This window comes from Sphingobium sp. Z007 (genome assembly GCF_900013425.1).
In the GTDB taxonomy this organism is placed as follows: Bacteria; Pseudomonadota; Alphaproteobacteria; order Sphingomonadales; family Sphingomonadaceae; genus Sphingobium.
Window position 1 is genome coordinate 2156128 of the sequence record NZ_FBXK01000005.1, and the last position, 20522, is coordinate 2176649.

General features: G+C 63.4%; 24 protein-coding genes. 9 read left to right on the top strand and 15 right to left on the bottom strand.

Features of this window, described 5'->3' with window-relative positions:
- Window positions 1-15: 15 nt before the first annotated feature.
- A complete protein-coding gene (locus CEQ44_RS18385; protein ID WP_088183266.1) occupies window positions 16-423 on the bottom strand; it encodes a DUF2946 family protein in 408 nt (135 codons plus the stop codon).
- A gap of 106 nt (window positions 424-529) precedes the next feature.
- On the opposite strand from CEQ44_RS18385, the gene CEQ44_RS18390 reads away from it, so the two are divergent.
- Together CEQ44_RS18390 and CEQ44_RS18395 are read left to right on the top strand one after the other, a co-directional pair.
- A complete protein-coding gene (locus CEQ44_RS18390; protein WP_088183267.1) occupies window positions 530-940 on the top strand; it encodes a MerR family DNA-binding transcriptional regulator in 411 nt (136 codons plus the stop codon).
- Between the two features lie 35 nt (window positions 941-975).
- Window positions 976-2778 carry an acyl-CoA dehydrogenase C-terminal domain-containing protein gene (locus CEQ44_RS18395; protein ID WP_088183268.1) on the top strand — a complete coding sequence of 601 codons (1803 nt, stop codon included), beginning with the start codon at window positions 976-978 and terminating at the stop codon, window positions 2776-2778.
- Between the two features lie 56 nt (window positions 2779-2834).
- Here CEQ44_RS18395 and CEQ44_RS24535 read toward each other — a convergent pair whose 3' ends face one another.
- A complete protein-coding gene (locus CEQ44_RS24535) occupies window positions 2835-2984 on the bottom strand; it encodes a hypothetical protein (RefSeq protein ID WP_176400259.1) in 150 nt (49 codons plus the stop codon).
- 407 nt (window positions 2985-3391) lie between these two features.
- Here CEQ44_RS24535 and CEQ44_RS18400 point away from each other — a divergent pair, with 407 nt between their 5' ends.
- A complete protein-coding gene (locus CEQ44_RS18400) occupies window positions 3392-4687 on the top strand; it encodes an amino acid permease (protein WP_088183269.1) in 1296 nt (431 codons plus the stop codon).
- Window positions 4688-4955: 268 nt separating this feature from the next.
- Here the strand turns inward: CEQ44_RS18400 and dnaJ are convergent, their stop codons facing one another.
- Window positions 4956-6095 (bottom strand): molecular chaperone DnaJ, encoded by a 1140-nt coding sequence (gene dnaJ / locus CEQ44_RS18405; RefSeq protein WP_088183270.1) that lies wholly within the window; start codon window positions 6093-6095, stop codon window positions 4956-4958.
- A 65-nt stretch (window positions 6096-6160) separates the two neighbouring features.
- The gene (dnaK, locus tag CEQ44_RS18410) at window positions 6161-8062 is read right to left on the bottom strand and encodes a molecular chaperone DnaK (RefSeq protein ID WP_088183271.1); all 1902 of its coding nucleotides are present in this window, start codon (window positions 8060-8062) and stop codon (window positions 6161-6163) included.
- 174 nt (window positions 8063-8236) lie between these two features.
- On the opposite strand from dnaK, the gene CEQ44_RS18415 reads away from it, so the two are divergent.
- Together CEQ44_RS18415 and CEQ44_RS18420 are read left to right on the top strand one after the other, a co-directional pair.
- The gene (locus CEQ44_RS18415; RefSeq protein ID WP_088183358.1) at window positions 8237-8710 is read left to right on the top strand and encodes a copper chaperone PCu(A)C; all 474 of its coding nucleotides are present in this window, start codon (window positions 8237-8239) and stop codon (window positions 8708-8710) included.
- Window positions 8707-9168, top strand: a complete 462-nt coding sequence (locus CEQ44_RS18420; RefSeq protein WP_088183272.1) for a vgr related protein — start codon at window positions 8707-8709, stop codon at window positions 9166-9168. Before CEQ44_RS18415 ends, CEQ44_RS18420 begins: the two co-directional genes overlap by 4 nt.
- Here CEQ44_RS18420 and CEQ44_RS24095 read toward each other — a convergent pair.
- From CEQ44_RS24095 to sdhC, 5 genes are read right to left on the bottom strand one after another with little or no spacing between them, the layout of a single operon-like run.
- The gene (locus CEQ44_RS24095; protein ID WP_140419300.1) at window positions 9165-9467 is read right to left on the bottom strand and encodes a hypothetical protein; all 303 of its coding nucleotides are present in this window, start codon (window positions 9465-9467) and stop codon (window positions 9165-9167) included. The genes CEQ44_RS18420 and CEQ44_RS24095 overlap by 4 nt on opposite strands.
- Complete coding sequence (locus tag CEQ44_RS18425) at window positions 9464-9859, bottom strand: hypothetical protein (protein ID WP_088183273.1); 396 nt, start codon at window positions 9857-9859, stop codon at window positions 9464-9466. The genes CEQ44_RS24095 and CEQ44_RS18425 overlap by 4 nt, the downstream gene beginning before the upstream one ends.
- A complete protein-coding gene (sdhA, locus tag CEQ44_RS18430) occupies window positions 9859-11661 on the bottom strand; it encodes a succinate dehydrogenase flavoprotein subunit (protein WP_088183274.1) in 1803 nt (600 codons plus the stop codon). Before sdhA ends, CEQ44_RS18425 begins: the two co-directional genes overlap by 1 nt.
- Entirely contained in the window at window positions 11658-12050 is a 393-nt protein-coding gene (gene sdhD, locus CEQ44_RS18435; protein WP_088183275.1) for a succinate dehydrogenase, hydrophobic membrane anchor protein, read from the bottom strand. The genes sdhA and sdhD overlap by 4 nt, the downstream gene beginning before the upstream one ends.
- A complete protein-coding gene (gene sdhC, locus CEQ44_RS18440) occupies window positions 12050-12445 on the bottom strand; it encodes a succinate dehydrogenase, cytochrome b556 subunit (RefSeq protein ID WP_088183276.1) in 396 nt (131 codons plus the stop codon). The genes sdhD and sdhC overlap by 1 nt, the downstream gene beginning before the upstream one ends.
- A gap of 200 nt (window positions 12446-12645) precedes the next feature.
- Between sdhC and CEQ44_RS18445 the strand changes: the two genes are divergently transcribed.
- The 3 genes from CEQ44_RS18445 (at window position 12646) to CEQ44_RS18455 (ending at window position 15875) form a co-directional block, all read left to right on the top strand.
- Complete coding sequence (locus CEQ44_RS18445) at window positions 12646-13980, top strand: methyl-accepting chemotaxis protein (protein ID WP_088183277.1); 1335 nt, start codon at window positions 12646-12648, stop codon at window positions 13978-13980.
- Window positions 13981-14141: 161 nt separating this feature from the next.
- Window positions 14142-15137 (top strand): 50S ribosomal protein L11 methyltransferase, encoded by a 996-nt coding sequence (locus CEQ44_RS18450; RefSeq protein ID WP_088183278.1) that lies wholly within the window; start codon window positions 14142-14144, stop codon window positions 15135-15137.
- A 21-nt stretch (window positions 15138-15158) separates the two neighbouring features.
- Window positions 15159-15875 (top strand): dienelactone hydrolase family protein, encoded by a 717-nt coding sequence (locus CEQ44_RS18455; RefSeq protein ID WP_088183279.1) that lies wholly within the window; start codon window positions 15159-15161, stop codon window positions 15873-15875.
- 218 nt (window positions 15876-16093) lie between these two features.
- Here CEQ44_RS18455 and ruvC read toward each other — a convergent pair whose 3' ends face one another.
- From ruvC to CEQ44_RS18480, 5 genes are all read right to left on the bottom strand, one after another.
- Window positions 16094-16585, bottom strand: a complete 492-nt coding sequence (ruvC, locus tag CEQ44_RS18460) for a crossover junction endodeoxyribonuclease RuvC (RefSeq protein ID WP_088183280.1) — start codon at window positions 16583-16585, stop codon at window positions 16094-16096.
- A gap of 181 nt (window positions 16586-16766) precedes the next feature.
- Window positions 16767-17510, bottom strand: coding sequence for a YebC/PmpR family DNA-binding transcriptional regulator (locus CEQ44_RS18465; RefSeq protein WP_088183281.1), 744 nt, complete (start codon window positions 17508-17510; stop codon window positions 16767-16769).
- Between the two features lie 68 nt (window positions 17511-17578).
- Window positions 17579-17905 carry a heavy metal-binding domain-containing protein gene (locus tag CEQ44_RS18470; RefSeq protein WP_171899206.1) on the bottom strand — a complete coding sequence of 109 codons (327 nt, stop codon included), beginning with the start codon at window positions 17903-17905 and terminating at the stop codon, window positions 17579-17581.
- Window positions 17906-17932: 27 nt separating this feature from the next.
- Window positions 17933-18175 (bottom strand): DUF2312 domain-containing protein, encoded by a 243-nt coding sequence (locus CEQ44_RS18475; RefSeq protein ID WP_006956223.1) that lies wholly within the window; start codon window positions 18173-18175, stop codon window positions 17933-17935.
- A gap of 42 nt (window positions 18176-18217) precedes the next feature.
- Complete coding sequence (locus CEQ44_RS18480) at window positions 18218-18517, bottom strand: DUF1244 domain-containing protein (RefSeq protein ID WP_088183282.1); 300 nt, start codon at window positions 18515-18517, stop codon at window positions 18218-18220.
- A gap of 122 nt (window positions 18518-18639) precedes the next feature.
- Between CEQ44_RS18480 and pyk the strand changes: the two genes are divergently transcribed.
- Window positions 18640-20097, top strand: a complete 1458-nt coding sequence (pyk, locus tag CEQ44_RS18485) for a pyruvate kinase (protein ID WP_088183283.1) — start codon at window positions 18640-18642, stop codon at window positions 20095-20097.
- A 255-nt stretch (window positions 20098-20352) separates the two neighbouring features.
- Here the strand turns inward: pyk and ykgO are convergent, their stop codons facing one another.
- Window positions 20353-20478, bottom strand: coding sequence for a type B 50S ribosomal protein L36 (ykgO, locus tag CEQ44_RS18490; RefSeq protein ID WP_004210176.1), 126 nt, complete (start codon window positions 20476-20478; stop codon window positions 20353-20355).
- Window positions 20479-20522 lie beyond the last annotated feature (44 nt).

The window sequence follows — 20522 nt, forward strand, 5'->3', positions numbered from 1 at the left end:
GAGCGCGTGCAAGGATCAGACAGTCGTGGGCGGCCCCGATGAAGGCGGCGGGGGCGCGGCGAGGCGGGCGATGACGCCGGTTTTGAGCGCGAAGGCGATCGGGCCGAACGCCAGTTGCCAGGCGGGCAGCGGCAGGTCGGCGGCCACCAGCGGCGGCACGACCGGTTGGACCGAGGCGGCGAAGGGGCAATGCTGCTGGCCGGTCATGCCATCGTCCGACTGGCCATGTTTGCCCGGCGCGTCTCCCCGCGGGACGACGACATTGACCGCCCCTTGCCCGGTGCAGAGGGTGACGATCACGCCCGTGTCCGTGCGCACCGGCATGAAGCCGGTCGGGGCGAGCAACTGGATCGCGAGGACGAGCAGCGCCAGCGCGGCCAACAGCCCGCGCGCACGCTCCGATTGTCTGATCGCCCCCAACATGCCGCTTCCCTAGCGGCGATGGACCGGTCTGTCACCCGGTCAAAAGGTCCAAGCCACGCCACCACTCACCTTGACGTAAACGTAAAGCTGCATTATGTCGGGCTTTATGAATACGCGCAGCAGCATCGCGGGCATCGAACTGCCCGACCATAGCGAACGGCAGAGCTATAGCATCACCGACCTGTCGGAAGAGTTCGGTGTGACCGCACGCGCGCTGCGCTTTTATGAGGATGAGGGGCTGATTTCGCCGGAACGGCAGGGCCTTTCCCGAATCTATTCGCGGCGCGACCGGGCCCGGCTTGCCTGGATATTGCGCGGCAAACGCGTGGGCTTCAGCCTGGTCGAAATTCGCGAGATGATCGATCTGTATGATGCCGACGAGGAGCATGAGGCGCAACGCCGCGTTACCGTGGACAAATGCAAGGCGCGCATCGACCTCCTGACCCGGCAGAAGGAGGATATCGACGCCGCCATTGCCGAACTGGACGCCTTCGTCGCGACCATCGAACAGCGTTAATCCCCCTACCCATAAAAATATCGCAGGAGAAGACCATGCCGAGCTATGCCGCCCCCGTTCGCGACACCCGTTTCGTGCTGGACCATGTGGTCGGGCTGGACCGCTACGCTAATTTGCCCGGCTTTGAAAACGCCACCCCCGACCTGGTCGACGCGATCCTGACCGAAGGCGGCAAGATGGCGGCGGAAGTGTTGTTTCCGCTGAACGCGGTGGGCGACAAGGAAGGCTGCACCCGGCATCCCGATGGCAGCGTGACGACGCCGACCGGCTTCAAGGCGGCGTTCGACCAGTTCGTCGCGGGCGGATGGACGACGATCCACGGCCCGGCGGAATTTGGCGGCCAGGGCCTGCCAAGCGTGGTGGCGACGGCGGTGGACGAATATGTGCTGTCGGCCAACCAGGCGTTCGAAATGTATCATGGCCTGACCGCTGGTGCGGTCGCGGCGCTGATCGCCAAGGGCAGCGCCGAATTGCAGCAGCGCTACATTCCCAAGATGGTGTCGGGCGAATGGACCGGCACGATGAACCTGACCGAACCGCATTGCGGCACGGACCTGGGCCTTATCAAGAGCAAGGCGGTGCCGCAGGCGGACGGCAGCTACGCAATCACCGGCACCAAAATCTTCATTTCGGCGGGCGAGCATGACCTGTCGGAGAATATCATCCATCTGGTGCTGGCCAAGACGCCCGACGCGCCCGAAGGCAGCAAGGGGATTTCGCTGTTCGTCGTGCCCAAGTCCTTCGTCGGCGACGACGGGTCAGTGGGGGATCGCAACGCGGTGTCGTGCGGATCGATCGAGCATAAGATGGGCATTCACGGCAACGCGACCTGCGTCATGAATTATGACGGCGCGACCGGATGGATCGTGGGCGAGGAGAATAAGGGCCTGGCCGCGATGTTCATCATGATGAACGCGGCGCGGCTGGGCGTTGGCCTCCAGGGGCTGGGCCAGGCGGAAATCGCGTTCCAGAACGCCGTTCATTATGCCCGCGATCGCCGCCAGGGCCGCGCGCTGACTGGCCCCAAGGAACCGCACGAGAAGGCCGACACGCTGTTCGTCCATCCCGACGTGCGCCGAATGCTGATGGAGGCCAAAGCGATCACCGAAGGCCTGCGCGCCTTCATCCTGTGGGGCGCGTTGCAGGTGGACCTCTCGCATCATGCCGCCACGGAAGAAGAGCGCCAGACCGCTGACGACCTCATCAGCCTGCTGACCCCGGTCATCAAGGGATACGGCACTGACAAGGGCTTCGACGTGGCGGTCGCCTGCCAGCAGGTGTTTGGCGGTCATGGCTATATCTGGGAAAATGGCGTGGAGCAGTATGTGCGCGACGCCCGCATCGCCCAGATTTACGAAGGCACCAATGGCGTGCAGGCGATGGATCTGGTCGGTCGCAAGCTGCCGATGAACGGCGGGCGGGCGCTCCAGGCCTTCCTGAAGATCGTGGCGGACGAAGTGGCCGACGCCAAGGGGCATGAGAAGCTGAGCGGTTTTGCCGAGGCGCTGGAAAAGGCGAGCGCCCAGTTGGGCGCGGCGACCATGTGGCTGATGCAGAACGCGATGAAGAACCCCGACCATGCCGGGGCCGGCGCGCATCATTATATGCACATCATGGGGATCGTTGCGACCGGCCTGATGTGGCTGCGCATGAGCAAGGCGGCGGTGACGCTGCTGGAAGAGGGCGAAGGCGACGCCAGGTTCCTGGAGGCCAAGCTGGTCACGGCGCGCTTCTATGCGGAACGGATCATGCCTGACGCGGGATCACTGCGCCGCAAAATAGAGGGCGGCGCCGATGCGCTGATGGCGCTCGATCCCGACATGTTCCTGGCCGCCTGACCCGGCGACCCCGCGTCATGCGAAAGAAGGGCGGCCCATGGGTCGCCCTTTTTGCGTCAGGCCGCGAGGGGCAGCTGTTCCTCGACCGGCGTCGGCGTCACGTTGTCCGTGACTGGAGCCTGCGCCTTGGCAAGGCCAGCGATATAGCGTTCGGCGGTGACGACATCACGGCGATAGGCGAAATAGAGCGACAACAGGGAAAACATCAGAGAGCCTCGATTGATTGGATTTGCTGCGTTGCAGCATCGAGGGTTATCTGGGCTGCCGCGGGTGCTTTCGCAAATGCAATGCGGGTCAGGGCGATTGCAGTGAGCGTAAGTCGGCGTAGCGGACGTTCAGTAGTTAGGTTACATGACCGGCTAGCCGCTGCCCCACTATCGTCACCCCAGCGAATGCTGGGGTCTCATGCGTGGCACGCGGCGGTTCGGCCTGGCACTTACTCAACCGCATCGCGTCATCGCCTGAGACCCCAGCCTTCGCTGGGGTGACGTTTTTTACGTCGCCTTTCACTTGAAGTCTCGCACAAAGCGGAATGGCAGTAAGCCATTCACCCCCGCCCCTCGTACCACAACGATCCCTAGCCATCCGCCCCCGCCCCGGTTAGCATCCGCCCATGCCAGCCCCCGACATCGCCGCACCTTCGCCCTCATCCGCCCGAACCCTCGGCCTGGCCGCGTGCATCGCGCTGGTCATGGGCAATATGATCGGATCGGGCGTATTCCTGCTGCCCGCGGCGCTGGCGCCGTTCGGCTGGGATGCGGTGGCGGGGTGGGTGTTCACCATCGCCGGGTCGCTGGTGCTGGCGTTCGTCATTGCCCGGCTGACTGTCGCGCTGCCTGACGCCAGTGCGTCTCAGATGATCGCGCGGGCCTATGGGCCGCTGGCGGGCTTTGCGATTGGCTGGATATACTGGCTGTCGATCATCATCACCAACGTCACCATCGCGGTGGCGGCGACCGCGAATTTGAGCAGCGTGCTGCCCGCGCTGGCCGCGCCGGGGGCGGGTGCGCTCTGCGCGATCGGCTTTCTCTGGGCGATGACCGGCGTCAACCTGATCGGCGCGCGGGCGGCGGGGATGACGCAGATCGCCACCACCTGCATCAAGCTGATCCCGATTGCCGTGGTCATGGTGCTGCTGGTGCTGATCCTGGGCAGCGGCGAGGCGCAGGTTGCCCCCTTCCCCGCACAGGGCCTGACCGGCGCGGGGATCACCGCGTCGGCCGCGCTGACATTATGGGCGCTTCTGGGCTTCGAATCCGCCAGCGTCGCCGCCGACAAGGTGCGCGATCCCGCGCGCACCATTCCGCGCGCAACGCTGATCGGCACCGCGGCAACGGGGCTGATCTATCTGCTGGTCTGTTCGGGTATTGCGCTCACCCTGCCCGCCGCGGAAACCCAGACCGGTTCGCCCTTCGGCGCGTTCGTCAGCCATTATTGGTCGTCCGGACCCGCCCGCTATATCGCGATCTTCGTGGTGGTGAGTTGCCTCGGCGCGCTCAACGGCTGGACATTGTTGCAGGGGGAAGTGCCGCTGGCGATGGCGCGTGCGGGCGAATTGCCGCGCTGGCTGGCGGCGACCAATGCGAAGGGGACGCCGGTGCGCGGGCTAGTCCTTTCGACGATATTGGCCAGCCTGTTGCTGGTCGCCAATAGTTTGCAGGGGCTGGTGGCGCTATTCACGGCCATGGCGCTGCTGGCGACCTCGGCGACCTTGTGGCTCTATGTCGGGTGCGCGCTGGCGAGTTTGCGGTTCCGGCTAGTGGTGCCGGCAGCGGCGATCGGATTGGGCTATGCGCTGTGGACGCTGTGGGGCGCGGGACTGGTGGCCAGCGGGTCCAGCATCCTGCTAATGGCGGCGGGCCTGCCCTTCTACTGGTGGGCGCGGCGGGCGCGGGCCACCGGTATATGATCCGTTCGCTTCGAGCGCAGTCGAGAAGCGGCTAAAATATGATGACCTTACTTTGATCCGTTCGTCCTGAGTAGCCATTGAGCGAAGTCGAAATGGCGTATCGAAGGATCGCGCGCTACGCATGATGCTTCGATACGGGCCTTCGACTTCGCTCAGCCCCTACTCAGCACGAACGGGGATGGGTCACCTCAATGTCATCAGGCTCCAACGCCGTGCTTCCCGTTTCTCGACTGCGCTCGAAACGAACGGGGGTTTGGATTGGACCGATTTAATCCGCCCACAAATCCTTGAGCTTGGAGAAGAAGCCGCTGACCTGCGGACATTCCTCGCCCGTTTCCGTTTCGCGGAAGGCTTCGAGCAGTTCCTTCTGCTTGGCGGTCAGGCGGGTCGGGGTTTCAACGTCGATCTGGACGACCAGGTCGCCATGGCCGCGACCGTTGAGGACGGGCATACCGCCGCCCCGCTGGCGAATTTGCTTGCCCGACTGGATGCCGACCGGGATTTTGATCTCATGCCGGTTGCCGTCAAGACCCGGCACTTCAATCGATCCGCCGAGCGCCGCCGTGGTAAAGCTGACCGGATAGCGGCAGAACAGGGTCGTGCCGTCGCGTTCGAATAGCGAATGCCGCTTTACATGAAGGAAGATGTAGAGGTCGCCCGCCGGCGCACCGCGGGCACCGGCCTCGCCCTCGCCCGACAGGCGGATACGGGTGCCTTCGTCCACGCCGGCCGGGATGTTGACCGACAGGCTCTTGGGCTTGTCCACCCGCCCTTCGCCGCGGCACGAACGGCACGGACTTTCGATCACCTGGCCTGCGCCATGACAGGACGGACAGGTGCGTTCGACCACGAAAAAGCCTTGCTGCGCGCGGACTTGGCCATGGCCTTTGCACGTGGCGCAGGTCTTGACCCCGGTGCCAGGCTGCGCGCCCGACCCTTCGCAGCTATCGCAGGCCGTGGATACCTCAACCTCGATCTGCGTTTTCTTGCCATGATAGGCTTCGTCGAGCGTGATCTCCAGATCGTAGCGCAAATCAGCGCCGCGCCGGTTGGCTTGGCGACCGCCACCCTGTCCGCCAAAACCGGACTGGCCGAAGATGGTTTCGAAAATATCGCCCAGGTCGGAAAAGCCACCTGCGCCGCCGCCATGAAAACCGCCGCCACCGCCGCCTTGCTGCTGCGTGTAGGCCGCATGACCGAAGCGGTCATAAGCGGCGCGCTTCTGCGGGTCTTTCAGGCAGTCATAGGCTTCGGAAACAGCCTTGAACTTGGCTTCACTGTCGGCGCATCCCCCGGTTTTGTCCGGGTGATATTTCATCGCCATCTTGCGATAGGCGCTCTTGATGGCGCCGCCGTCCGCCGTGCGCTCGACTTCGAGCAGTGAATAATAGTCGATTTCGGTCGTCATAGAGGCCCCCGCCCGCTTCGCCCGTCAGTCCGATCCGTACCGGAATGACGGGCGATGGGCATAGATTATGCCTTGTTGTTTTCGTCGACTTCCGAAAATTCGGCGTCGACGACATCGTCGTCGGCCTTGGGCGCGTCCGCACCCGGAGCGGCGGCCGAAGCCTGCTCCTTCTCGTAGATCGCCTGGCCGAGCTTCATGGCGACGGTGGCGAGTTCCTGCGCCTTGGCCTTCATCGCTTCAGGCTCGCCGCCTTCGATCGCGGCCTTGGTGTCGGCGATCGCGGTTTCGATCTCGCCCTTCAGGCTCGCATCGACCTTGTCACCATGTTCGGCCAGTTGCGCTTCGGTCGTGTGGACCAAACTTTCGGCGTTATTCTTTGCCTCGGCCGCCTCACGACGCTTCTTGTCGTCCTCGGCGAATCGTTCGGCATCCTTGACCATCTGGTCGATGTCAGCGTCGCTAAGACCACCCGACGCCTGAATGCGGATTTGCTGCTCCTTGCCGGTGCCCTTGTCCTTGGCGGACACGTTGACCAGACCGTTGGCGTCGATGTCGAAGGTGACCTCGATCTGCGGCACGCCGCGCGGGGCTGGCGGGATGCCGAGTAGGTCGAACTGGCCCAGGATCTTGTTGTCCGCCGCCATTTCACGCTCGCCTTGGAACACGCGGATCGTCACCGCCTGCTGATTGTCGTCGGCAGTCGAATAGACCTGCGACTTCTTGGCCGGGATCGTCGTGTTACGATCGATCATGCGGGTGAACACGCCACCCAGCGTTTCGATACCCAGCGACAGCGGCGTCACGTCGAGAAGCAGCACGTCCTTGACGTCGCCCTGCAACACGCCCGCCTGGATCGCCGCGCCCATGGCGACGACTTCGTCCGGGTTTACGCCGGTATGCGGTTCCTTGCCGAAAAATTCCTTCACGGCGTCGCGCACCTTGGGCATGCGGGTCATGCCACCGACGAGGACGACTTCGCTGATCTCGCTCGCCGAAACACCCGCATCAGCCATCGCCTTCTTGCAGGGTTCCATCGTCCGCTTGATGAGGTCGGCGACCAGACGCTCCAGATCCGCGCGGGTGATCGTCTTCACCAGATGCTTGGGACCGTTCTGGTCAGCAGTGATGAAGGGCAGGTTGACTTCGGTCGACTGGGCCGAGGACAGCTCTATCTTCGCCTTTTCAGCGGCTTCCTTCAGACGCTGGAGCGCCAGCTTGTCCTTGGTGAGGTCAATGCTCTCGGTCTTCTTGAAGTCGTCGGCCAGGAACTGCACGACCTTGGCATCGAAATCTTCGCCGCCCAGGAAGGTGTCGCCATTGGTCGACTTCACTTCGAACACGCCGTCGCCAATCTCCAGGATGGAGATGTCGAACGTGCCGCCGCCAAGGTCATAGACCGCGATCGTCTTGCCATCCTGCTTGTCGAGGCCATAGGCGAGCGCCGCCGCGGTAGGCTCGTTAATGATGCGCAACACTTCGAGACCAGCGATTTGGCCGGCGTCCTTGGTCGCCTGACGCTGGGCATCGTTGAAGTAAGCAGGCACGGTGATGACCGCCTGCGTAACCGTTTCGCCCAGATAGGCTTCGGCGGTTTCCTTCATTTTTTGCAGAATGAACGCGCTGATCTGCGACGGGCTGTAATCCTGACCACCGGCCTTGACCCAAGCGTCGCCGTTTGGACCCTTGGCAATGTCATAGGGGACGAGTTCCATGTCCTTCTTGGTCATGGGATCGTCGAAGCGGCGGCCGATCAGGCGCTTGACCGCGAAAATCGTGTTGTCGCCGTTGGTAACCGCCTGGCGCTTGGCCGGCTGGCCGATCAGGCGCTCGCCATCCTTGGCGAAGGCGACGATCGAAGGGGTCGTGCGCGCCCCTTCCGCATTTTCGATGACCTTGGGCTTGCCACCGTCCATGACGGCGATGCAGCTGTTGGTGGTGCCCAGATCGATACCGATTACTTTTGCCATTGTGTCCTCTTTGAACCCCAAATTTCATTCAGCGGTTGATGGCCCCATACCTCACGAAAGCGCCAAGGCAAGGCCGGTTTGCAGGTGGGATATAGGCGCGCTTTCGCTTGGCACAAGAAGTTGTGGCGATTACCTATGCTACCGACCGGAAACGAGACAGTCATGGAGCATCCAATGCGCGCGCCCCTTATCCTCTTCGCCCTTGCCGCACCGATGCTGCTGAGCGCCTGCGGTGATCCCGCGCCCAGCTATATCGACCAGGCCTGGGTGCGGCTGTCGCCGAACAAGGACACGCCGTCGGCCGGCTATTTCGTCATCCATGGTGGTGACGCTGGCACGCAACTGCGCGGCGTGCTGACCGACTATGCGCTCAAGGTCGAGATGCATGAAAGCATCGACAAGGACGGGATGATGACGATGCAGGCGGTCGATCGGGTCGATGTGCCGCCCAAGGCTAAGGTCGCCTTTGCGCCGGGCGGCAAGCATCTGATGCTGTGGGGCGTCAATGATACCGCGATCAGCCGGGGCAAGATGCAGCTCACTTTCCTGATGGGCAATGGCGACCGGCTGCTCGTCGATGCCGTGATCCGCAAGCCGGAGGCGGCGGGTGCCGCGGTGGCGAAGCCGGAAGGGCATGAAGGTCATTGAGTAGCCGCGCGCTGACGCCGCAGGAGATCGCGCTGGCGCGGGGCGTGTTCGGCTCGGCGATCGATTATGGCCGGGTCAGGGTGCATGAGCGCAAATGGTGGCCGTTGCAGCCCAAGGGGGTGACGATGGCCCCGGATGGCGACCTGTGGTTTCACCCCGACGGCGGCTTGTTCTGCGCAGATTTTTGCGAGGGGCCGCTGCATTTGCAGGGGCATTTCATTCACGAGATGACGCATGTGTGGCAGGCCCAGCGGTCGGGCAAGTGGTGGCTGCCGCTGATGCGGCACCCCTTTTGCCGCTATGGCTATGATGTGGTGCCGGGGCGGCCGTTCGCGCGCTACGGGATCGAGCAGCAGGCGGAGATTGTGCGGCATATGTTTCTGCTACGACGAGGCGTAGCGGTGGCGGGGAAGCCAGGGCTGGATGTGTATGAGGGGTTGTTGCCGTTTCGCAACTAAGTTTTCGGCAGTGTTGGGTTTGCAGGATGGTTCAGTAATTGCCACGCCTGTTTGGGCAGCCATCCTTGCTTGTCGTCGGCAATCTCAGAAACCAAAAATCTCTGTCCAGCGCTTGTCCCGAACTTTTTTTTGATTTTCTCTGCCAACCCTCCAGCAGTGAGCGAACTGGCAGCAAAAATACAATTCGGCAAACATGCGTACCAATAGGTCACCTCGGGAATTTCATCCAGAAATTCCTGTACACCGGCGCGCGGGGATACCTTGTCGTTGAAGACAATAATGTATGACCAAACACTCATTGATCAGAACTATCCGTAGATTTGCACAGCGGCCGATACTCAGCGTTAGCAATCACCTCCACTGAAGACTCGGAGACTGGAATCGTTCCTCCTTTTTCCTCGATCAACCCAAGCGCGAGACGCCGCAATTCATACTCTTCAGATCGCAGCTTGTCGGGGTCAGTAAAGGTAAAATAAAGATTATTGACGACGAAATTTCCAACGGCCAAAAACATAAGAGTTAGAAAACAAACCTCGACATACCCGTCAAATAACCAAATTCCGAAGAACGAAAATGGCAATACAAATGCACACAACCAAAGCGCAGAGCTGAGTGCGCTGCTAACTTTGAGCTTCGCTATCGCATTGTCGGCGAACTGCGTCAGTCGGCTGAACAGTTCGCCTTCCGACATTAATACACCCGTGCCTTGGGCTTCACATATTCCGCTTCGTCGGTCATCGTATAGTCGTGGACCGGCCGGTAATCGAGCGTCACCTTGCCGCCCGAACCGCCCCAGCCGTCGAACCAGCTGACCGTGTGCTTCATCCAGTTTTCATCGTCGCGGTTCGGGAAATCCTCATGCGCGTGGGCGCCGCGAGATTCCTTGCGCGCGTCGGCGCTCTCGATCGTGCAGATCGCCTGACTGACCAGATTGTCGAGTTCCAGCGTTTCGATGAGGTCGGTGTTCCAGATCAGCGAGCGATCCGAAACCTTCACGTCCTGGAGCCGCTTGTTGACCGCCTGCATCTGGCTGACGCCTTCGGACAGGAGCGCGCTGTCGCGGAACACCGCCGCGTGCTTCTGCATGGTGCGCTGCATGTCGAGGCGTATGTCCGCCGTCGGCGTGCTGCCCTTGGCATTGCGGTAATGATCGAGACGCGAGAGCGCCAGGTCCGCCGAGTCGGCCGGCAAAGCCTTGTGCGGCGCATTGGGCTTGAGATTGTCCTTGAGGAACAGGCCGGTGGCGCGGCCGAACACGACAAGGTCGATGAGGCTGTTGGAGCCGAGGCGGTTCGCGCCATGAACCGACACGCAGGCCGCTTCGCCGACCGCGAACAGGCCGGGCACGATCACTTCGGGATCGTCGCCTACCTTGGTCACGACCTGGCCATGATAGTTACAGGGGATGCCGCCCATATTATAGTGGACAGTCGGCGTCACCGGCAGCGGCTGGCGGGTAAGGTCCACGCCCGCGAAAATCTTGCCGCTTTCGGTGATGCCGGGCAGGCGTTCGGCCAGCACCTTGGGATCGATATGGTCGAGGTGCAGGAAGATATGATCCTTATGCTCGCCAACACCACGCCCTTCGCGCATTTCCAGCGCCATCGATCGGGAGACGACGTCGCGCGACGCCAGATCCTTGGCCGAGGGGGCATAGCGTTCCATGAAACGCTCGCCTTCGGAATTGGTGAGATAGCCGCCCTCGCCGCGCGCGCCTTCGGTGATGAGCACGCCTGCGCCATAGATGCCGGTCGGGTGGAATTGCACGAATTCCAGATCCTGGAGCGGAAGCCCTGCGCGCAGCACCATGCCGCCGCCGTCGCCGGTGCAGCTATGCGCCGAGGTGGCGGAGAAATAGGCGCGGCCATAGCCGCCCGTCGCTAGCACGACCGCGTGGGCGCGGAAACGATGGATCGACCCGTCTTCCATGCAGATGGCGATCACGCCGCGACATTCGCCATTTTCCATGATGAGGTCGATGGCGAAATATTCGATGTAGAAGTCCGCGTCATACTTCAGCGACTGCTGATAAAGCGCGTGCAGCATGGCGTGGCCGGTACGGTCGGCCGCCGCGCAGGTGCGCTGCACCGGCGGGCCAGCGCCCATATTCTGCATATGGCCGCCAAAGGGCCGCTGATAGATCGTCCCGTCCTCGTTACGGCTGAACGGCACGCCGGCATGTTCCAGCTCGATCACGGCGGCGGGCGCTTCGCGCACCATATATTCGATCGCGTCCTGGTCGCCCAGCCAGTCCGACCCCTTGACGGTGTCGTACATATGCCAGGTCCAGTGGTCGGGCGAGTTGTTGCCAAGGCTGGCTGCGATGCCGCCCTGCGCCGCGACGGTGTGCGACCGGGTGGGGAATAATTTGGTGATGCAGGCGGTCTTGAGGCCTGCTTCGGCGCTGCCCATGGTCGCGCGCAGGCCGGAGCCGCCCGCGCCCACGACGACCGTGTCGTAAGTGTGGTCGATAATCTTATAGGCTTCGGTCATGGCTTGACGACCCCGATGAAGGCGATCTTGGCGATCGCGAAAACGCCTGCGGCCGCGCCGCCAAAGGCATAGAAATTGAGCACGAGCATGGAGAAGAAGGCCAGGCCCTTGTCATGGACATAATCCTCCAGCATCACCTGCATACCCAGACGAAGGTGCATGAAGATGCTGACGACCATCAGCATCAGCGGCACGGCGACCACGGGGTTGGCGATCCAGCCGACGACGCTTTCATAATCCAGGCCGGGCAGGCTGAGCAGGCTGAACAGCAGCCACAGCGTCAGCAGCAGATTAGCGACGGCAGTGTAGCGTTGCACCAGCCAGTGATGCGCGCCCTGCTTGGCCGAGCCCAGGCCGCGGACGCGACCGATACCAGTACCGTTGCCCATCAGAAGGCCTTTCCGAAGATATAGAGCCAGACAAGGCCGGTCACGAGCAGCGAGAGGATGAAGGTCGCGATCGACCAGCTCTTGTTCTTCGCCAGCTCATAACCCGCGCCCATGTCGAGCACGAAATGCCGCAGGCCAGAGATAAGATGCTGGAAGAAGAACCAGGTGAGGCCGATCATCACCAGATAGCCGATCGGCGAGGTCGCGCATGTGACGAAGGTCGCATAGGCTTCCGGCCCGGTCGCGGCGGCCATCAGCCACCAGATGAGGCCGAGCGCGCCGGCGGTCGCCAGGCCATTGCCTGTCACGCGGTGCATGATGGAGACGGCCATGGCCGGGCCCCATTTCCAGATCGTCAAATGCGGCGAGAGCGGCCGGCTGTTGGAACGCGCCATGTCTACCCTAGTCCTTAGATACTTGTCCCTGAGTCCGCCCCCCTTAAGAGCGATACGCCAAGAGGGCAAGAAGCGGAGCGCGGTAGATTGCACCTGCCCCTTTGGACAGGCGGGGGCGTCAGGCATAAGAAGTGGTTAACCAACGCGCGCTAAAAGGACGGACACGCACCGATCACGTCATCAGCAGGGACCGTTCCTTCATGCCGTCCAATCTTTCTTTCGCCACCGCCTCATCGGATTTTCTGGCGGACGTCGATTCCACCGGCGACATCGCCCGCGCCGCACGCGAGGTGGGCGAATTGATCGGCGATGATCTAGCCAGTGTCGGTGCGGCCTTCTTTGCCAGCTATATGGGCGAAACCGGGCTTAAGGACCGGTTGGGCAGCGCCGTCATCGCCCGGATCGAGCGCGAGGCCGACACCTATGTCCGCGAAAAATTGATGCATTTTGCCGAAGGACGCTGGGCGCGGTCGGCATCCGACTGCGTGCGCCACGCCCGCAAGCATGACGTATCGGTGCGCGCGGTTTTGAACGCGGTCGCCGCCGCCAATGAGCGGGTCACCGACATCATCTGGGAACGCTGTCATGATGACGCGGCGCGCTGCCGCCGGCTGCTGCGCATGATGTTGCAGGTCGCGATGATCGATTCAGGGTTTATGAGCAATGTGCTGGCCACCGACCAGGCCGAAGCGCAGCGCGCCGAGCGTCAGCGTTACGGCACGTTGTTCGAGCAGCGGATCGTGGGCGAAATCGACGGCGCGTCGAAACTGGGCGAATCACTGCGCGAACAGGCCAAGGATGCGTCCGCCGCCACGCGCGGGATGCTGGGCAAGGCGTCCGAAGTCGCCGCCGCCGCCGAACAATCCGCGCTGGCCATGCGCGAAGCCGCCCGCACGTCGGCCGGCCTGATCCGCGCGATCGAGGACGCCCGCACCGAAGTTGAAAGCGCGGCCGAAGTCGCCCAGCGCGCGTCGGCCCAGTCGAGCGATGCCGTCTCCATGTCTTCCACCCTATCCGACCATGCCAAGTCGATCGAATCGATCCTGGGCCTGATCCGCGACATTGCCGGGCAGACCAACCTGCTGGCGCTCAACGCCACGATCGAGGCCGCCCGCGCAGGCGATGCCGGCCGCGGTTTCGCCGTCGTTGCGCAGGAAGTGAAGAGCCTGGCCAACCAGACCGCCCGCGCCACCGACGAGATCGCCGGCAAGATCGCCGACATTCAGGCATCGACCCGCCAGTCGGTGGAAACCAACGAACGTATCCGCGACACGGTGGGCGAGGTGAAAGCCAGCGCGGAACGTATCCGTCACGCTATGGATGCGCAGGCGCAGACCGTCACCATGATTACCGCCGCGGTCGATGAAACCGCGCTGGCCGCCGATTCGATGTCGACCACCATTTCAGCGATCCGCCAGGATACCGAAGTCGTGGCGTCGGAAATCGACCAGCTGGAACGCGGCTTCGTAAGCGTCGAGGGCAAGCTCGCCAGCCTGCGACATGCCTCGTCGGACTTTGGGCGGCAGGTGGCCTGAACGGCGCCATCACGCAACCTGTCTCCGTTCGTTTCGAGCAAAGTCTTTCCTGAGCCTTGTCGAAGGGTCGAGAAACGGCTTTCGCTCGAAACGAACGGATGGCTTGTGCCACCCGGTAGCCCGTCTTCCCCTCCCCCCTCCGCTGGTCTAAAGGCGGCGGCATGAACGATGTCGCCAAGCCAGTCCAAAGCTGGAAAGTCACCCTGCCCTGCACCCGCGCCGAAGCCGAAGCGCTGGATGGGGACATCGCCGCGTTCACGCTGATGGAGCATCCCCCGGTGCTGATGACCAGCGAGGCGACGCCGGATGACGAGGATGCTTGGCAACTCGACGCCTATTTCGAGGGGAAGCCCAGTCCGGCCGCGATCAAGCTGCTCAAGACGCTAGTGCCCAGCGCCAGCCGGGCGAAGCCAGTGGTCGAGGCGCTGCCCGATGAAGATTGGGTGACGCTCAGCCAGCAGGGGCTGGAGCCGGTGACCGCCGGCCGCTTCCACGTCCGCAATATCGCGAGCGACCTGGAACTGCCCGGCCATGTGAATTTCCTGATCGAGGCGGGCCGCGCCTTTGGCACCGGGCAGCATGAAACCACGGCGGGCTGCCTCGCCATGCTCGACCGGATGCGCCGGGTGGGGATGCGTTTTGCCCATGTCGCCGATATCGGCACCGGCACCGGCCTGCTCGCCTTCGCCGCGCTTACCCTGTGGCCGCGCGCCCATGCGATCGCATCGGACATCGACGCCGTCGCGGTGGAGATCAGCGCCGACAATGCCCGCGCCAATGGCGTGGCGCTGGGCGATGGTGCGGGACGGCTGGCGCTGGTGACGGCGGCGGGTGGCAATCATCCGGCGCTCATCGGCCGCGCGCCCTATGACCTGCTGATCGCCAATATCCTGGCCGGGCCGCTGATCGAACTGGCGCCGACCTTGTCCGCCCTCGTCGAGGATGGCGGCACCATCGTCCTGGCCGGATTGCTGAACACCCAGGCGGACGCGGTGATCGCCGCCTATCGCGCGCAGGGGATGCGGCTCGCCGAACGCAGCGACCGGGGCGAATGGCCCACGCTGCGCCTGCGCAAACGGCCCAGCATCGGCTGGAAACGGCCACGCCGCATCAACCCTGCCGCGCGTGGCGAGGCGCCCGGTTTCGGCAGTATCTAACCCCTAGCGAAGGTATCGACCATGAGCATCATCCGTACCGTCATCGTTCAGGACATGGTCGGCCAACCCTTCGAGCATGTCGCCGTGGCCGACGCCGCCGCCGGCCCGCGTCCCGGCATCCTGCTTTTCCCCAATGTGCTGGGCACGAAGGAGGCCGACTTCGCCTATGCGGAGAAGGTCGCGGCGCTCGGTTACGCGGTGCTGGTCGCCGATATGTATGGCCAGGGCAAGCGCACCAGCCGGGCCGATAGCGATGCGGCGCGGTATATGAATGCGCTGAACACCGACCGGGCATTGTTGCGCGATCGGGTGAATGGTGCCCATGCCGTGCTCAAGGGGCTGGCGGAGGTCGACGCGACGCGCACGGCCGCGATCGGCTTCTGCTTCGGCGGTAAATGCGTGCTCGACCTGGCGCGATCGGGCGCGGACATCGCGGGCGGCGTCAGCTTCCATGGGGTCTATGACGCACCGCCTTTTACCAATGCTGCGATCACGGCGAAGCTGCTGGTCTGCCATGGCTGGGACGACCCGATCGCGCCGCCGGAGGCGACCGTCGGCCTGGCGCGCGAACTGACGCAGGCGGGTTGCGACTGGCAGATCCACGCCTATGGCGGCACCGGGCACGCCTTCACCGACGAAGCCGTCAACATGCCGGAGAAGGGTCTGGCCTACAGCGCGAGCGCGGATCGACGCAGCTTCCGCGCGATGGTGGATTTTCTGGGCGATTTGTTCGGATAGAGGCATATGGCCATAAAAAACCGTTCGTCCTGAGTAGCCACTGAGCGAAGTCGAAGTGGCGTATCGAAGGGTTCGTGCGAGATGCTTCGATACGGGTCTTCGACAAGCTCAGACCCTACTCAGCACGAACGGAATCAGCGTGCGCGTCGCCCATCCGCGCCATGGCGGCGAGGGCGCTCTCTACCTCTAATCGCATTCGAGACAATGGCCTCGAAGCCTTAACGCGTCGGTATCCGCCGCGCGCTGGCGAGATGATGGGCGTGGGTGATCGCCACCGCCAGCGCATCCGACGCATCCGGCCCGGTGATCTTCGCGCCGGGCAGCAGGCGCGACACCATGGCGTGGACCTGGTCCTTCGACGCATTGCCCACGCCGACCACCGATTTCTTGACGAGGCGCGCGGCATATTCGCCCACCTCCATGCCCGATCGCGCGGCGTTGAGCAGGATCACGCCGCGCGCCTGCCCCAGTTTCAGCGTCGATTGCGGGTTCACATTGACGAACACCTCCTCCACCGCCGCGCCATCGGGCCGATGTTCGAGGATAAGATCGGTCAGCGCAAGGTCGAGCGCCAGCAGCCGCGTCGAGAGCGCCATGCTGCTATCGGTCTTGATCTGGCCATTGCCGATATGGGTCAGCCGGTTGCCATCCGCGGCGATCAGGCCCCAGCCGGTGGTGCCAAGGCCGGGGTCGAGGCCAAGCAGGATCATGGCAATATCCTCGCCCCTTCAGGGGAGAGGATAGCAAGGCTTGCCGGCTTGCCGACTAGCCGCGCTTGGAGAGGGGATCCAGACCTATCGGTGGCGCAATGCCCCCTCTCCCAGCTTCGCCTAGGCGACAAAGCCGCCAAGGCTGCGCAACCCTCTCCCCCATGGGGAGAGGAATTGGCGATCAACCCAGCTTCTCCATCACGTCGTCGGACACTTCATAATTGCCCCAGACGGTCTGGACGTCGTCGTCATCCTCCAACGTATCGACCAGCTTCATCAGCGTGGCCGCATTGGCTTCATCGACATCGACGGTGATCTGCGGCTTCCAGGCGAGCTTGGCGCTGTCGGCGGCGCCGAGCTTGGCTTCCAGCGCCTTGGCGACCTCATGGAGCGCATCCATCGCAGTCCAGATTTCATGCTCGTCCTCGTTGGACGACACATCCTCCGCGCCCGCTTCCAGCGCCGCTTCGAAGATCGCGTCGGCGTCTCCTGCGCTCGCCGGATAGGTGATGAGGCCCACCCGGTCGAAGCCATGGCTGACCGCACCCGACGCGCCCAGATTGCCGCCATTTTTGGAGAAGGCGGTGCGGATATTGGTCGCGGTGCGGTTGCGGTTATCGGTCAGCGCCTCGACGATGATGGCGATACCGGCGGGGCCATAGCCCTCGTAACGCACTTCCTCGTAATTCTCGCCGCCCGCCGCGTTCGCCTTGTCGATGGCGCGCTGAATATTGTCCTTGGGCATGGACTGCGCCTTTGCGGCGTTGACCGCCAGGCGCAGGCGCGGGTTCATGTCCGGGTCGGGCATGCCCATCTTGGCCGCGACGGTGATTTCGCGGCTGAGCTTGGAGAACATCGAGGAGCGTTTCTTGTCCTGCGCGCCCTTGCGATGCATGATGTTCTTGAATTTGGAATGGCCGGCCACGGCCTTCTCCCCAATATTTCTGTGAAAGCGAAGGGCGCTCTCTAGCGAGCAGCGCCCGTTCGCGCAACTCAGACGAGGATCGCGGTGCCCGACGCCGACACCATCAGCATCGACCCGTTGGCGCCGAGCACTTCATAATCCAGGTCGACGCCGACCACGGCATTGGCGCCCAGCGTCGCGGCGCGCATCCGCATTTCGCCGATCGCCTGCTCGCGGGCGCGCTGCAGCACATCCTCATAAGCGCCCGATCGCCCGCCCACGATATCGCGCACGCTGGCGAACAGGTCACGGAACAGGTTGGCGCCCACGATCACCTCGCCAGTGACGATGCCGAGATACTCTTTTGCCGGCCGGCCTTCCAGACGGCTGGTGGTGCTGACGATGATCTCGGACATGGGCGTCTTTCCTATTATATCAGTTGGTTATTCCATACCCAATGCAGACAGATAGGTCTGGAGGATGGCTTCCATCTCCTGCCGGTCATGCGGCTGCATTTTCCGCAGACGGACGATCTGGCGCATGATCTTGGGATCATAACCGGTCGCCTTGGCTTCCAGATAGACGTCCTTGATGTCGTCGCCGATGCCTTTTTTCTCTTCTTCCAGGCGCTCGATGCGCTCGATCAGCAGGCGGAGCTGGTCGGCGGCGACATTGGGTTCGGTCATGGGGGAATATCTCCGGTAGATGTGAATCGGTTGGAGGGCGTCCTAGTGATTGTCGGCGTTCTTCGCCACACTCTCTTTCATGCGCGCCAGCTGCTCCGGCGTCGCTTCGCCCTGATACCGCTCTTTCCATTCCGCAAAGGGCATCCCGTGGATGATTGCGCGCGCCTGATCGCGCGTCATATCGCCGTCCGCCTCCGCGATCCAGTCGGCCAGGCAGTTGCGGCAAAAGCCCGCCAGCCCCATCAGATCGATATTCTGAACGTCCGTGCGATGCTGCAAATGCGCCACCAGACGGCGGAAGGCGGTTGCGGCCACGGCATCTGTGACTATGGTGTCGGTCATCGGCGTGAGAACCCTTTCGCTGATCTACATCATCCTGTCGTGCAGCACGGATAACCCATAACGACGCACTGGCAAGGCCGACAAGGCCAAGCCGGGGACGATCATGACGGTCAGGAGAAGCCATGACGAAGTTACCGCCCCGCTCGCGCAAGGTCCGCATCCTGGCGACCCTTGGCCCTGCGAGCGATACGCCCGAAATGATCCGGGCCTTGTTCATCGCCGGGGCCGACGCCTTCCGCATCAATATGAGCCATGGCGCACATGAGGATCATGCCGCGCGCATCGCCATCATCCGCGATCTAGAAAAGGAATTTCATCGGCCCACGACGATATTGGGCGACCTGCAAGGGCCCAAATTGCGGGTCGGGACGTTCGAAAAGGGTCTGGCGATCCTGGAACGCGGCGCGCCCTTCATCCTCGACCGGGACGAAACGCCGGGCAACGCCCAGCGGGTCAACCTGCCCCACCCCGAAATCTACGCCGCGCTGGTGCCCGAAACCCGGCTGCTGCTGGACGACGGCAAGATGGTGCTGCGGGTCAAGGCGATCGGCGAAGACCGGATCGACACGATCGTCGAGGTCGGCGGCACCCTGTCCAATCGTAAGGGAGTGAACGTGCCGGATGTGGTCGTGCCGGTGCCCGCGCTGACCGACAAGGATCGCCGCGACCTGAGCTTCGCGATACAGCAGGGGTGCGACTGGATCGCGCTCAGCTTCGTGCAGCGCCCTGAGGATCTGGCCGAGGCGCGCAAGCTGATGGGCGGCTATGGCGCGCTGATGGCGAAGATCGAGAAGCCCTCGGCCGTGCAGCGGCTGGAGGAGATCATCGAGCTGGCCGACGGCGTGATGGTGGCGCGCGGCGACCTGGGCGTCGAATTGCCGCCCCAGGCCGTGCCGCCACTCCAGAAACAGATCGTCGCCACGGCACGCCGCATGGGCCGGCCGGTGGTGGTCGCGACCCAGATGCTGGAATCGATGATCAAGTCCCCCTCCCCCACCCGCGCCGAAGTGTCGGACGTCGCGACGGCGGTCTATGACGGGGCGGACGCCATCATGCTGTCGGCGGAGACCGCGGCGGGCGACTGGCCGGTCGAGGCGGTGACGATGATGGACAGCATCGCCCATAGCGTGGAGCGCGATCCGGGCTATTTCGGCCGGCTCCATTACACCGAAACGAAGCCCGATCCGACCACCGCCGACGCGCTGGCCGAAGCGGCGGGCAATATCGTGGCGATCGTGGGCGCCAGCGCCATCACCTGCTTCACCTCATCGGGCAGCACGGTGCGGCGCGTGGCGCGCGAACGGCCCAACGCGCCGATCCTGGCGCTGACGCCGCGCACCGACACCGCGCGCAAGCTGGGCCTGACCTGGGGCGTCCACGCCATCCGTACGAAGGATATCGGCACGTTCGAGGAAATGATCGGCAAGGCCCGGCGGATGGCGCTGCGCCACGGCCTGGCCGACAAGGGGGGCAAGATCGTGGTGTTGGCTGGCGTCCCCTTCGGCACGCCGGGATCGACCAACGTGCTGCATGTCGCGGCGATTCGCGGCGACGAATTGAAGGGGCGTGACGAGGGCTGAACGAGTTGGGGCTTAGGGGTGGCATAAAAGACCTCCCCTTCCCCGTTCGGGCTGAGCCTGTCGAAGCCCTGCCCTTCCTTCGCACCGCAGAAGAAAAAGCAGCCCTTCGACAGGCTCAGGGCGAACGGAAGACAAGGACCGATTCGCCAATCGGCTCGCCATGCGCTAACGCGGAAAGGCGCCCGGTCATCGACCGGGCGCCTGCCACATTGCGGTCAACCCCATCACCCCGAAAGGGCGACAAGCGCCTGGCTTTTAGCCCTGGCGGGCTTTGAAGCGGCGGTTGGTCTTGTTGATGACATAGGTGCGGCCGCGGCGACGGATCACGCGGTTGTCCCGGTGGCGGCCCTTGAGCGACTTGAGCGAGTTGCGGATCTTCATGGCAGACGGCCCTTGATGAATCTGGTGTGGTCGAATTTCGAAGC